This window comes from Aquiflexum sp. (genome assembly GCF_041751335.1).
Taxonomy (GTDB): Bacteria; Bacteroidota; Bacteroidia; order Cytophagales; family Cyclobacteriaceae; genus Aquiflexum.
This window is the reverse complement of sequence record NZ_JBGSXS010000155.1, coordinates 65227-77896: the sequence shown is the minus strand read 5'-3', so window position 1 is coordinate 77896 and position 12670 is coordinate 65227. Positions and strand designations below refer to the sequence as shown.

The window sequence follows — 12670 nt, the reverse complement described above, 5'->3', positions numbered from 1 at the left end:
GTCGGTAATTTCATATTCCTTCACAAGTTCGCATATTCTTATGGTACCTGATTCCAATTCCCGGACTTTTTCGATCTTGAAAGACTCACTGAAATTACGGACACGACGCTGAGCAATGCTCATTTTAAACTGATTTCTATTGGACATCTTTCTACTGATTTAGTTAAAATTTCTGTATTTTTAACGGTCAGTGTATTTCAGGCACTATCAAGGTACAAGCGCAACCATTGGAAGGTATATCCGCTACAAATGTTTCTATAGTAAACTATTGGTAGTTGATCCTGACAACTCGGTTTTCTACAACTTTTTTCAAACCGCTGATAATCAGTTGACCTCAAAGGGAAGTAAAATAGAAGGAATTGGACGTCCAAGGGTTGAACCTTCATTTATGCCGGCTGTTATAGACGAGATGTTGCAAGTACCGGACAAAGCGAGCATTGTTACCATGTTATGGCTGGAAACTGTCCTGGGTCGCAAAGTTGGGCCATCCACCGGAACCAATGTATGGGGTGTTCTCCAAAAAGCCAAACTGATGAAGTCGGTCGGAAAATCAGGTTCCATAGTTACCTTGCTTTGTGACAGTGGAGAGCGTTATTTGGATACTTTTTACAATACCCAGTGGATTGAGTCAAATTTCGGGGAGATAGCAGATTATGAAGAACAGTTAAAAAAACTGGTTGAAGCTACTTAAACTCTAATTATGCATCGGTATGACCATCCTAAAAAGTATGGATCAATTTTTAAGGAGGTAAAACATAAGATAACCGGTGAGAAAAAACTTAGAAAATTTTCCTTAATCAATTTGTGCCCTATTTTTATACATCGTAATATTGCAATATAGTTTAATAATAAATTTCACCAGCTAAAAATTTCAATTGATATGGGTGTTACAAAATCAGATTTATTCACCGAAACGCAGAATGAACTGGCAAGTTATGCCAAAGTACTGGCGCATCCTGCCCGGATAGCTATTATCCAATACCTGTTGAGAACCAACACCTGCTGCAACACCACTCTTGTGGGAGATTTGGGTTTGGCCCAGGCCACTATCAGTCAGCACTTAAGAGAACTCAAGAGTGTAGGAATCATTCAAGGGACAGTAGAAGGGGTATCCGTCAACTATTGCATCAATCCTGAAAAGTGGCACTATATCAAAGAAATGCTATCCGAGCTATTTGATAGCTATGATCCTACCAATTGTTCAACCTGTTAAATAAAAAAATGAAAATATCAGTTTTTACAAAAATCGAAGACATTATCAATAACCTGGATGTTACATCTATTTCCGCAGAAAGAAAGTCTGTTTTACAATCCCTGATTGATTTTATACAAGGAAAAGTGGAAAAGAAAGAGGATGTTCTATTGAATTTTATCTGCACCCACAATTCCCGAAGAAGCCATCTTTCTCAGGTTTGGGCTCAAGTAATGGCTGCGCATTTTGGCATTCCTCAGGTTTTTACCTTTTCAGGAGGCACAGAAGCTACCGCTATATTTCCGAAGGTGGGGGAAACCCTTACTGCACAAGGCTTGGAAATTATGCCGCTTTCGGAAGGTAAAAATCCAGTCTATGCGATCAAATATGCTGAGAATGCGCATCCAATCATTGCTTTTTCCAAGACATATGATGATCATTTCAATCCCGCTTCTAATTTCGCTGCCATTATGACCTGCTCTCAAGCCGATGAAGGCTGTCCTTTTATCGCAGGAACTGAAAGAAGGATCCCAATCACTTATGATGATCCCAAGGCTTTTGATGGCACGCCTCAGCAAACTGAAAAATACAAAGAACGCAGTTTACAGATTGCCACAGAACTATTTTTCGTGTTTTCTAAGATCAGAAAATAATGACAACCAATAAAAAACAACTTCCTCTTTTTGAGCGCTACCTGAGTCTGTGGGTTGCACTTTGTATCGTGGCCGGAATTGGAATTGGCCAAGTGGCAGGGGACAGCATGCAGTTTTTGGCTGATGCTGAGATTTATAATGTCAACATTCCCATAGCAATCCTTATATGGTTGATGATTTACCCCATTATGCTGCAAATTGACTTCAGTAGTATCAAGGATGTGGGCAGGGCTCCGAAAGGGTTGATTCTGACTGTGGCAGTCAATTGGCTGATCAAGCCTTTTTCTATGGCCTTTTTTGCCTGGATCTTTTTTGAACACCTTTATTCTGCTTGGATAGAACCTGAGTTGGCAGGAGAGTATATAGCAGGGGCTATTTTGCTTGGCGTAGCACCATGTACAGCGATGGTGTTTGTGTGGTCATACCTTACGGATGGTGATCCTAATTACACTTTGGTGCAAGTTTCAGTAAATGACCTGATCATTTTGGTAGCATTTGTGCCCTTGGTGGGTTTATTATTGGGCATTACGGATGTGATTATTCCTTACGACACCTTGGTGGCTTCTGTCCTGATATTTGTGGTTGTGCCTTTGGTAGCCGGTGTCATTACCAACAAGCTTGTGATTAAAAAGAAGGGAGAAGATTGGTTTAAAACTGATTTCCTCCCCCGTTTGAAACCTGTGAGCATTCTGGCTTTATTGCTAACCTTGGTTTTGCTGTTTGCATTCCAAGGAACCAACATTCTGGATAATCCACTGATCATCCTGTTGATTGCAGTGCCATTGATCATCCAATCATATTTCATCTTTTTCCTGACCTGGTTTGCCGGGCAAAAGCTCAAGCTCACACATGCCATTTGTGCACCTGCGGCCATGATTGGAACCAGCAATTTCTTTGAATTGGCCGTTGCTGTAGCCATTGCGCTATTTGGCCTTCAAAGTCCCGCAGCATTGGTAACGGTAGTTGGCGTATTGGTGGAAGTACCGGTGATGCTCAGCTTGGTGGCTTTAGCCAATAAATGGAAGTATTGACCATGGGACTAATTCAATTTTGAGGCAAAAAAAAAGTAGAAAATTATAATTGTAACCAATAAAATTTATTGATATGAAAACAGTTCAATTCACCAAGACCCTTCATGAAAACCCTGCTAAAGCACTTTTCTTTGAATACCAAACCGGTCAATATGTGCGTACAGATTACCACATTACCGAAATTAAAAATGTAAATTTCGATACGGTGGATTGCGGTGGTATCCGCAATCAATGGTCAGAAGTTCACGTACAATTATGGGAAAATGAAATCCCTGAACCAGCACATGCTGTGGACTCAGGCAAAGCCATGAAAATCTTTGATGTAGTTAATCGGGTAAGGGAAACCTATCCTGATGCTGAAATCAAATTCGAATATGGCAATGCCACTTTCCCAACGGCAGTTCTTCCTGTTCACAATATCAAGGATACAGGCAATGCATTGATTGTACAACTCATCGCTGATCAGACCACTTGCAAAGCCAAGGATCGTGCTACTACTCCGGAGGAAAAAGCTGCAGCATGCTGTGGGCCATCCGTTGCAACCAAACCAAAGCTATCCATGGCATCCATTCAGGAAGCGGGTAGCTGTGCACCTGGATCGGGATGTTGTTAAAAAGATTATCCCCTTTGCACGGTTGAGGGTACAAAGGATTGGTACTTGACAATTCAAAGTCATATAGAAATTATTGCCTTCTGCGAAATGAATTGCAGAAGGCATTTTAATTTTTGGGTCATTTGGGATTAAATGTAAAATAATTCAAAAATTGTTTCAACTTCATTACCACTTTTAGGAAAAAATGACGCGTAACGATTATAACCATTAATCTATACGCCATGAAAAATTTATTCAAATTCGATTTTAAGTTGATTTTTGCACTAGTGGGTGCTCTTGCATTTTCCTGTCAGGAAACAGAGGAACCTTCAGCATTCTCTCCCGATGCCCCGGAGATCAACGACCTGATTTCTACCTTAAGCTATAATCCAAATGAGTTGCTGAATGTCCAAAATACCGGTAATTCATCAAGCTTAAGAACAAAAGTGGGAGAAAGTACCAACTCTTCAGGAGTAAGTGGAGGGACTATTGTATGTACCACGGAGAGATATAACCTGAAGAATAATTTTGAAGAAATCGCCGTACTTCGGCCTACCAACGGGATTGTTTATCCTGGATCCTTGGTCATTGGGGATAGAAGTATGATGGGAGGTCTGCCCACTCCTGTCAATTTAGACCGTGCCCCGGTTTCCATGAGGGTAGATCTTCCTGGTATGGGAGCGAAAGGAACAATCAATGTGGAAAAACCTGACAATTCCAATGTTCAGACCCAATTGGATGAGGCCTTAGACTGGTGGCATCAAAATGCCGCCCAAGAAGGATATGTCAATGCAGCCAATTCCTCTACTTCGATATCAACCTCGTATTCCTACGAACAGTTGAGTTTGGACGTAGGATTGAATGTCAGTTGGGCAGCCGGTAGCGTAGAATCCCAACTGAAATACGAAAGTACCAGAACCCAAAAAGTAGCAATGATGGTATTCAAGCAGGTCTTTTATACCGTTTCACTGGATGTGCCAAGCAAGCCTGCAGATTTTTTCGGTAGCAAAGTCTCGCTTTCCCAAGTTGAATCCGCATTTGGCCCGCAAGCTCCGCCGGCTTATGTACATTCTGTTGCTTATGGAAGAATCATTATGTTTAGGATGGTGACCACTACCATGGCATCAGATTTGGAAATTGAAGGGGCATTCAATTATGCTACTGGATTGAAAAATGCTTCAGGTGCCCTGGAAAGTAAGTATAAGAGTATCCTTAATACATCCAACATTACAAGCTTGGCCATCGGTGGAAATGCAGAGGTGGCCAGCGAAATTGTTTCTGCTACCAAATTCGGTGATCTTGAATCAATTATAAAAGGGGAAAATGCAGTTTTCAGCAAAAGCAATCCCGGGGTACCGATTGCTTATACAGTAAGGTTTTTGAAAGACAACAGTTTTGCTAAACTGGGTTATACGACCGAATACCAAATAGAATCCTGTAACCAACATCAACATCCGGCAAGAGAAATTTCAGTGATCAATAGAAATGCCGCACTTATTGGGCCCATCATAAAATTCACCATCACCTATAAGCAATTGACAGATGGGGTTACTTACAACAGAACCATTCATAGCGGGAATATTAATTTACAGAATAAAGTGACCAGAACTGTTCCGGCAGGTTCATTTGACATCAAATTGACGGTAGAAGTTCTTGATGGGTTCAGTTGGAAATTTGTCGCAGAAAGAAATTGGGACAGGCCTACCAAAGCCTGCTTTGAAACTAACTCCAGTTTAACATCTATTACTTTCAAGACCACTCCTTGTTGAAAAATATGGAGAAAAAATTGACCCTACTTTGTCAATTTAAAAGTTGATGGGAGAAACCTGCCAGGTTTAAGAGCTGTAAATGCATCAGATTTACAGTAAAAAGGATTAAAAACCTGGCAGGTTTTTAGCCCATTCCCAATGATGGCAAAGTAATAGTTAAATTAAGTGTTAACCAAATCGAGCCCTCAAAGCTCAATTATTGATTGCCAGATATGCTTTTTCCAATGAACTATTGATTTTGGAAATGGTTTCCTGCGAAACACCATCAGTGGATTGATTATTCAATAATGCCATTTCAAGGTATTCTATGGCGGTAGAATAATTCCCTAAGGCCAATGAGCACTCTCCAAGCGCTTGTTGGCATTGGGATATTAATCTATCGTCTTTTTTATCCGCTGAATTAAGAATCTTATAGGCTTCTTCGAAAGTATCAATTGCCTCCAAATGGTTTTCTTCACTGACAAATACCTTGGCAAGGTTCATCATAATTACGGCATTTCTTTTGTCATTTTCAGGAAAAAGCTTTTTGTTGACTTCGGCAGATTTGGAAAGATAGAATTTTGCTTCTTGTAAATCTCCCAAATTAAAATAGGTCATCCCCAAGCTGTTGGCCACAAATCCATAGTAATAATGATCATCTCCAAACAAAGCTGAGATCGTCGAAAATGAAGCTTTATACAAGGGTAAAGCCTCCTCAAATTTTCCCAAATTGGAATATGCTCTTGCCAGATTGGAAACACTTGCCATTGTTTCTACATGATTCATTCCCAAAATAGCCTCTCTTTGCTCCAGTGATTTTTTGATGTATGGGATTGATGCTTCATCATCACCTTTGTTTTGATAAAGACTACCAATGTGGTTATAGGATAATGCCAGTTCAAGATGCGGTTCATCAAAAAGCTCTTTTTTCATCTCCAATGAAGCCAAAAGGTATTTTTCAGCTTCATCGTAATCTTCCATTTTCCTTCTATTGCTGCCTAACATGTGAAGGTCATTGGCCAATGAAAGGTGGGGAGGCGTGAGATGCTTTTGATGAATGGCATAGATGATCCGGTTAATGGAATCTGATTCTTTATACCTTCCCAAATCATAAATAATGTTGGCAAGCCCATCCATCGCGTTGGCCAGTTTCATTTCATCTTTGGTTTTTGTGTCCAATAATTGGTTTAGGCCTTTTTTGGAATAATATTCTGCTGAATCCAATTTCCCGTAAAAAAAATAGACATCCCCTTTTAACATTTCACTTTCGGCCAAGGCAGGGTCTGGATATGTGAATAGTTCCGAATTTATTTGGTATGCCTGCTCTGCCAGAATTTTACCTTTTTCATACTGACCCAAACTGAGATAAATCGGACTGATTTTAATCAACATGGAGGCAAGGAGTTCGGGATCATTTCCCAGATTCTTTTCAAGAGATTCTACCCCTTTATTGAGTAGTTCCAATGCTGTAATGGTATCTCCGCTACTAATACTTGGGTCAGCGGCCATAAATACATCCGTTAGCAAATCAGTGATCTCTTCTGCTTTTTTGGCTTCTTTAATGGCAATATTCCGTTGTTCTTTTAACTGCAAAGTGTAAAAAATCCCCATTCCTACCAGAATCACAAGCGAAATACCAATGGCAGTCAGGATTTTTTGTTGACGCCTGAAATACTTTTTCCCCACATAAGTAAAATCTCTTTCTTTGAGGGAAATCGGATAACAATTTAAAAATGCCCGAATGTCATTGATCATCGAATCCACCGAAGAATATCGATCACCCGGATCAAGTTGCATCGCCTTCGAACAGATTTGGGATAAATCTTCCTGAAACAATTGAGTTTTTTTTAAATCCAATTTTTTAAAATCAGCTTCCAAAACAGCTTTTTTCAAATTACCAGGACTGTCAAAATAAACTTCAAAGGGATGTTTTTCTCCCAATAATTCATACAAAATTATTCCAAGAGAATAGATATCAGCACTGCTGTTTGGAACACCTTTGTCGATCTGTTCCGGGGCAGCATAAGCCAGGGTAAATCTGTTAGATTCTTCTGGGAATTCGGTTTCTTGTAAAATTTTAGAAACCCCGAAATCCAGTAGTTTAACCCTGTTTTCCTGATCGATGATGATGTTTTTTGGCTTCAGATCCAAGTGGGCAACAAATGAACGATGTGCGTATCGGATAGCTTCTGCTACCTGTAAAAACAGTTCAAGTTTTTCATTGGGGTTAAGCGCTTTGGATTTGGAATAGGTAATGATATCTTCCCCTGATATATATTCCATAGTAAAAAATGGGCGACCGTCACCGGTGAATCCGCCATCATACAACTTTGCGATATTGGGATGGCTTAAGTTTGCCAGAATTTGTCTTTCCTTTTGAAACAAGGCCTGATTTGTATTGTCCAATACAAATGCCCTCATTATTTTTATGGCCACTTTTTGATCAAATTGGCCATCCGCCCGGTTACCTAAAAAAACAGAACCCATGGCACCTTGTCCGATCAAACTGCTCAACTCAAATGGTCCGACTTTTTCACCGATAAGGTCTTCATCTGAGCTGAATTGGTCAAATAAAATACCGGCTGAATTGGTGAATATTGGGTGGGTATTTTGATCCGCAGAAAGTAATTGGATCAATAGGGGATAAATATCCGGATTTTCTGATTTGATTTTTTCCAATGTCTTATTTTTGCTTTCACCTTCCATTTCCACCAATTGGTGAAAATAGGTTTCAACTAATGCCCAACTTGAAGACAGATTTTTCATTTAGATTACACTTTTCATCTCCATACTCAGCCATGCTTTTGCCAATCTCCAATCTCTCCTGACCGTGTCAATAGAAACCTTCAGCATTTCAGAAATTTCTTCATGTTTATATCCTCCAAAAAAATGATATTCTACCACCCGACTTTGACGGGGGTTGATTTGCTTCAATCTTTTTAAAGACTCATCCAATTCAAGTACTTGTTCAGGAGTTGTCAACACCACATTTCCCAATGCTCCTTGGGTAAGCTGAATAAAATTCCCACCGCGTTTTACACGATGTTTCTGTCTGGCATAATCTACAAGATACCTTCTCATCACAATTGCAGCAATTGCCATAAACTGGCCTTTGTTTACAAACTGGTTCTTTTGTCGGTCCATTTTTAAAAATACTTCATGGACCAAGGCGGATGTATCAAGGGTAAATGCCTGTTGTTCATATCTCAACTTATTGGATGCGAGACTGCTTAATTCCTGGTAACAGTTTTGAAATTGGGACCTTAGGATACTGAATTTTTGAGGAAATCCGGATCCTGAAGTTGTAACTATGGAATTGATATCTTTCACAACATTTTTTTTTAATATTGAAAGAATAGTTTTAAAAATAGTGATAAAATATATAATACACTAACTAACAATTGATTATCCTTGGTAGGAATTAGCTACAATGAAACATTGCAATGAGCATATCAAGTTTAAGACAAAAACTGTGTTATATAATTCGTGCTTGTCAAAAGCTGTCTTGCCAATGTGAGTGTCTCCACTCACATTCCTGAATCAATGCTTAACCCAAAAACTGCTTTAGATAATTCCTGGTGGTTAAAAACCTAAGTGAGTGTCTCCACTCACATCCCTGAATCAATATGCTGATCCCAAAAACTGCCTCAGATAATTCCTGCTGGTCAAAATAGCCTTGAATTTATCTTCTTCCTTTTTTTCATAGGCCTTATCTTCCACTTCTATACACACCGGACCTCTATAGCCCACAGAAGTCAAAGCAGAAAAGAAATCCCCCCAATTCACATCCCCCAATCCGGGCAATTTTGGTGAATGGTATTCCAATGGATGCGCCATGGTTCCTACATGGTTAAGTTTATTGCGATACACCTTGGCATCTTTGAGGTGGATGTGGAAAAGTTTGTCTTTGTAATCGTAGATGGGTTGAATCTCGTCCATCTGCTGCCAAACCAAATGGGAGGGATCGTAATTCAAGCCAAAATTATCTGAAGGAATTATGGAAAACATCTCATCCCAAATGGCAGGTGTATGGGCAAGGTTTTTTCCACTTGGCCATTCATCAGCTGTAAAGTACATTGGGCAGTTTTCAATGGCGATTTTGACGTTATGATCTTCGGCAAACTTGATGATGGCAGGCCATTTTTTGGCAAAGGTTTTTAGGTTTTCGGAAATGCTTTTAGTATGGTCAGCACCGATAAATGTGTTGACAATGCCAAGCCCCAACTTGCCTGCTGATTGGATGACCTTTTTGATATGGGCAAAATAGTAGTTGCCTTTTTCCTGATCAGCATCCAAAGGATTGGGGTAATACCCAAGTCCTGAGATAGAAATGCCTGTGTTTCCGACATATTTCTGGATATAAGCAATCTTAGCTTCATCCAAGTTATCCACATCAATATGCGTGATGCCTGCATACCTTCTTTCAGCTTTGCCTTTTGGCCAACACATGATTTCCACACATTCAAATTGGTTGGCAGCAGCAAAGTCAATGACTTCTTCAAAAGAATTTTCGGCAAGAATGGCACTTACAAATCCAAGGTTAAGCATAGGGGATGTATTTAAGTTGATATTTAATGAGCCGCAGATTTCACAGATGTACACAGATTTTTTTCTGCGAAAATATGTATTAAATGAGTTTCTTCTAAAGTAATACTGACTAGATACAGTTCCAAAGATTCGTAGAATAAATCTGCGACCATCAGCCCAATCAGCGTCATCCGCGTTCCTTTCTGCGTTCCATCCACGATTCCAGATATTGGCTTAATTCGCTTAAATCAGGACTCTTTCCATTCTGAATATAGGCTCCTGAACAGCCCATACCCAGTAAAAGCCTCTCCTTCATTTCCAAATCCAATAAACATCCTAAAACATAACCTGCATTGAAATTGTCTCCTCCTCCGGTGAGGATATTGGGTTCTTCAACCAATTTGCCTGCCACTTCAACCACGCCTTTTTGAGTAATGGCAAAACTTCTATTGACAGGATGAATCAGCAAACATGCAATAGTCAAGTTGTCAAATATGGCTTTGCCTTTTTCTTCAGTGGAAGATTCCTTTTTGCCTGGATATTCCAAAGCTTCAAAGACGAGATTTGTTTCGTTTTCATTTAGACCAAGGGTCACTTCTCCAAATTCACTATATCTGGAAATGATCTGAAGGGCTTCTCTGATCTCTTCATTTGATTTTCTGGAAGGATCGCACAAGTCGAAAAAGAATTTCTTGCCGATAGATCCATTTGGTTTTACAATTTCTTCCAAAAGCCCTTGCCAAATATTGGAAGCATGAGGAAGATTTACCCAATCCACGGCAGCAACCAAATGGCTGCCAAGATAAATTTTCTTAAGCTCATCCAGACCTATTCGTTCTTTGATTTTTTTCCAATTAAAATCATCAAAAGACCCACAATCAGAAAATATCAACTTGCCATCTTGAAACTCAAATGCATCTGACTGTCCGGGATTCTCCAAACTGTGTACTTGAATATTAGGGTTCAAATCCTCGAAAACTGGTAGAATCTTCGGAAAACCCAAAGTACCCAAACAATGAACTTGAAAACCGAGTGCTCCCATGGCTTGGGACATGATGGGTGAATTACCGCCGATTTTGATTTCTTTGAGGGACAATTCCACTTGTCCGCTTTTACCGGAAAGGCCTTTGATATGGTCGGCAAAACCTGAAATATCCTTGAAAAGTTGCTTTTCTGTCCCTGACTTTTTGTGGATAACACCATACAAGCTGTCCACATACCCATCGAATCCTATCATAATGGATTGGTCAAGTTTTTGGGTTTTTAGTTTTTGGGCCAATTTTCCTAAGCGATCATTTGAACTTTTGGAAGCCATAAAAATATCGGTTAATAGCCCTCACTTTCTTTGAAATCAGGTATACCACCTGTTTCTCCACTATATTTATTTTTTGCATCTTCTAAAATCGTAGCAGTGGCAGTTGCCCCGATTCTAGTCACTCCCCAGGATTTTACTTTAAGCAAATCCTCCAAAGTCCGGACTCCACCGGCAGCTTTAATCTGTACTTCAGGAGCGCTGTGTTTCCGCATCAATTTCAAGTCATGTTCGGTAGCCCCTTCGTAGCTGTATTTGCCATCGCTGCCTTTGTTAAAACCATAACCTGTGGAGGTCTTGACAAATTCAACTTTAGCCGCACTGCAGATTTCACAGAGTTTAATTTTGTATTTGTCTTCGGGTAGATAATCATTTTCAAAAATCACTTTTAATGCAGCTTTGTGTTTTTTGGTTACCGCTACAATTGCTTCAATTTCCTGACTCACATAATCCCAATCTTCCTGTAAAACTTTCCCAATATTGACAACCATATCGATTTCCACAGCACCCTCTTGACAGGCCTTTTCGGTCTCGTATACTTTTACATCCGTACTGCTGTTACCATGTGGAAATCCAATCACGGTACATACCATGACATTTGAACCTTCCAACCACTTCACAGCATCCTTGACCGCATAAGGTTTGATGCAAACTGATGCTGCATCGTAATGCCTGGCCAATTCACATCCTTCTTTCAAATCCTTGTCTGTCATCGTTGGATGCAGGAGACTATGATCAATCATTTTGGCGAGTTCTCTGACTTCTTTAAGCATAATATTTTTCTTTAAGTGTAGATTTTCTATTGAAAATAACTTCCTATGGCATATGATTCTGTATTGAAAAACAAGGAGCTGTAAACAAAAAGGTCTTTTCTGGAAGTCCCGTATTTTCTGTAAGCATGGAGAATGGGTTCGCCCAATCCTGTTTTCAAATAAGCAGCCAATCCAGCGTCAGCCTTGATTGCTCTTACTTCTTGATCCATTGACATTATTTCGATATCATAGTTCAAAGCAAGGGTAGCAAATAGAGAATCACTGACAAGTTTTGTTTCTGTGAATTTTGGAAGATCCGTATTTGGTATATAGGTATATTCCAACATAATAGGTGACTGATTTATAAACCTAAGCCGATGAAGGAAAATACAGTCGGCTTCCAATTCGGCTTCTGATAACGGATAAAAAAAGTCATACGACCAATTTTGCAGAACAGGTCCTTCCAAAATCTGATTGTTGACTTTGTCGTCTGTATGGCTGATCACCTCAGAAAAACCTTTGAATGACAAAAGCCCCAAACGCTTTTTCTTAAGATTAACAATGCTGCCTTTGCCCTTTCTTTTGATGATATAGCCATCATCTTCCATTTTTTGAAGCGCCTGTCTGACGGTGGTCCTAGTCATGTCATGTTCAGATGACAACACATTTTCAGATGGAAGTAAATCCCCTTCCTTATAAACGCCTTTGATGATCTGTGATTTGAGCAGATGTTGTAATTCCTTATATTTGAAGGTTTCCATTACCAAAAATAAGAATCCCAACCTGTATATACAAGTTGGGATTCATTGAATATTATAATTTATGCAGTCAACACCGAACCCCTATTCTACATCTAAAAGCGA

The 12670-nt window shown here is 39.7% G+C and carries 12 protein-coding genes; 6 read left to right on the top strand and 6 right to left on the bottom strand.

The genetic code is table 11. The annotated features are described in order from the left end of the window. The first annotated feature begins 190 nt into the window (after positions 1-190). The 6 genes from ACEW8U_RS08870 (at position 191) to ACEW8U_RS08845 (ending at position 5237) form a co-directional block, all read left to right on the top strand. On the top strand, positions 191-691 hold the full coding sequence (locus ACEW8U_RS08870) for a pyridoxal-phosphate dependent enzyme (RefSeq protein ID WP_373521687.1): 501 nt from the start codon (positions 191-193) through the stop codon (positions 689-691). A 189-nt stretch (positions 692-880) separates the two neighbouring features. Continuing rightward, a complete protein-coding gene (locus tag ACEW8U_RS08865) occupies positions 881-1213 on the top strand; it encodes an ArsR/SmtB family transcription factor (RefSeq protein WP_373521686.1) in 333 nt (110 codons plus the stop codon). A gap of 8 nt (positions 1214-1221) precedes the next feature. Then, positions 1222-1845: a protein-tyrosine-phosphatase gene (locus tag ACEW8U_RS08860; protein WP_373521685.1), complete on the top strand. Its 624-nt coding sequence runs from the start codon at positions 1222-1224 to the stop codon at positions 1843-1845. Beyond that, positions 1845-2876 carry an ACR3 family arsenite efflux transporter gene (gene arsB, locus ACEW8U_RS08855; RefSeq protein WP_373521684.1) on the top strand — a complete coding sequence of 344 codons (1032 nt, stop codon included), beginning with the start codon at positions 1845-1847 and terminating at the stop codon, positions 2874-2876. Before ACEW8U_RS08860 ends, arsB begins: the two co-directional genes overlap by 1 nt. Positions 2877-2949: 73 nt before the next feature. After that, the gene (locus ACEW8U_RS08850) at positions 2950-3489 is read left to right on the top strand and encodes a DUF6428 family protein (protein ID WP_373521683.1); all 540 of its coding nucleotides are present in this window, start codon (positions 2950-2952) and stop codon (positions 3487-3489) included. A 221-nt stretch (positions 3490-3710) separates the two neighbouring features. Next, positions 3711-5237, top strand: coding sequence for a thiol-activated cytolysin family protein (locus ACEW8U_RS08845; RefSeq protein ID WP_373521682.1), 1527 nt, complete (start codon positions 3711-3713; stop codon positions 5235-5237). Positions 5238-5429: 192 nt separating this feature from the next. Here the strand turns inward: ACEW8U_RS08845 and ACEW8U_RS08840 are convergent, their stop codons facing one another. The 6 genes from ACEW8U_RS08840 to ACEW8U_RS08815 form a co-directional block, all read right to left on the bottom strand. Beyond that, on the bottom strand, positions 5430-7982 hold the full coding sequence (locus ACEW8U_RS08840; protein ID WP_373521681.1) for a tetratricopeptide repeat protein: 2553 nt from the start codon (positions 7980-7982) through the stop codon (positions 5430-5432). Then, a complete protein-coding gene (locus tag ACEW8U_RS08835; protein ID WP_373521680.1) occupies positions 7983-8546 on the bottom strand; it encodes an ECF-type sigma factor in 564 nt (187 codons plus the stop codon). Positions 8547-8837: 291 nt separating this feature from the next. Then, positions 8838-9764 (bottom strand): sugar phosphate isomerase/epimerase family protein, encoded by a 927-nt coding sequence (locus tag ACEW8U_RS08830; protein ID WP_373521679.1) that lies wholly within the window; start codon positions 9762-9764, stop codon positions 8838-8840. Positions 9765-9930: 166 nt separating this feature from the next. Next, positions 9931-11058: a hypothetical protein gene (locus ACEW8U_RS08825; RefSeq protein ID WP_373521678.1), complete on the bottom strand. Its 1128-nt coding sequence runs from the start codon at positions 11056-11058 to the stop codon at positions 9931-9933. A gap of 11 nt (positions 11059-11069) precedes the next feature. Continuing rightward, on the bottom strand, positions 11070-11828 hold the full coding sequence (gene deoC, locus ACEW8U_RS08820; RefSeq protein ID WP_373521677.1) for a deoxyribose-phosphate aldolase: 759 nt from the start codon (positions 11826-11828) through the stop codon (positions 11070-11072). Positions 11829-11854: 26 nt separating this feature from the next. Then, a complete protein-coding gene (locus ACEW8U_RS08815) occupies positions 11855-12568 on the bottom strand; it encodes a GntR family transcriptional regulator (RefSeq protein ID WP_373521676.1) in 714 nt (237 codons plus the stop codon). Positions 12569-12670 lie beyond the last annotated feature (102 nt).

Excerpts from the sequence above, each read along its gene's own strand:
- ACEW8U_RS08865 (WP_373521686.1), top strand. The coding sequence starts at position 881 with ATGGGTGTTACAAAATCAGATTTATTCACCGAAACGCAGAATGAACTG.
- ACEW8U_RS08860 (WP_373521685.1), top strand. The coding sequence starts at position 1,222 with ATGAAAATATCAGTTTTTACAAAAATCGAAGACATTATCAATAACCTG.
- arsB (WP_373521684.1), top strand. The coding sequence starts at position 1,845 with ATGACAACCAATAAAAAACAACTTCCTCTTTTTGAGCGCTACCTGAGT.
- ACEW8U_RS08850 (WP_373521683.1), top strand. The coding sequence starts at position 2,950 with ATGAAAACAGTTCAATTCACCAAGACCCTTCATGAAAACCCTGCTAAA.
- ACEW8U_RS08845 (WP_373521682.1), top strand. The coding sequence starts at position 3,711 with ATGAAAAATTTATTCAAATTCGATTTTAAGTTGATTTTTGCACTAGTG.
- ACEW8U_RS08840 (WP_373521681.1), bottom strand. The coding sequence starts at position 7,982 with ATGAAAAATCTGTCTTCAAGTTGGGCATTAGTTGAAACCTATTTTCAC.
- ACEW8U_RS08830 (WP_373521679.1), bottom strand. The coding sequence starts at position 9,764 with ATGCTTAACCTTGGATTTGTAAGTGCCATTCTTGCCGAAAATTCTTTT.
- ACEW8U_RS08825 (WP_373521678.1), bottom strand. The coding sequence starts at position 11,058 with ATGGCTTCCAAAAGTTCAAATGATCGCTTAGGAAAATTGGCCCAAAAA.
- deoC (WP_373521677.1), bottom strand. The coding sequence starts at position 11,828 with ATGCTTAAAGAAGTCAGAGAACTCGCCAAAATGATTGATCATAGTCTC.
- ACEW8U_RS08815 (WP_373521676.1), bottom strand. The coding sequence starts at position 12,568 with ATGGAAACCTTCAAATATAAGGAATTACAACATCTGCTCAAATCACAG.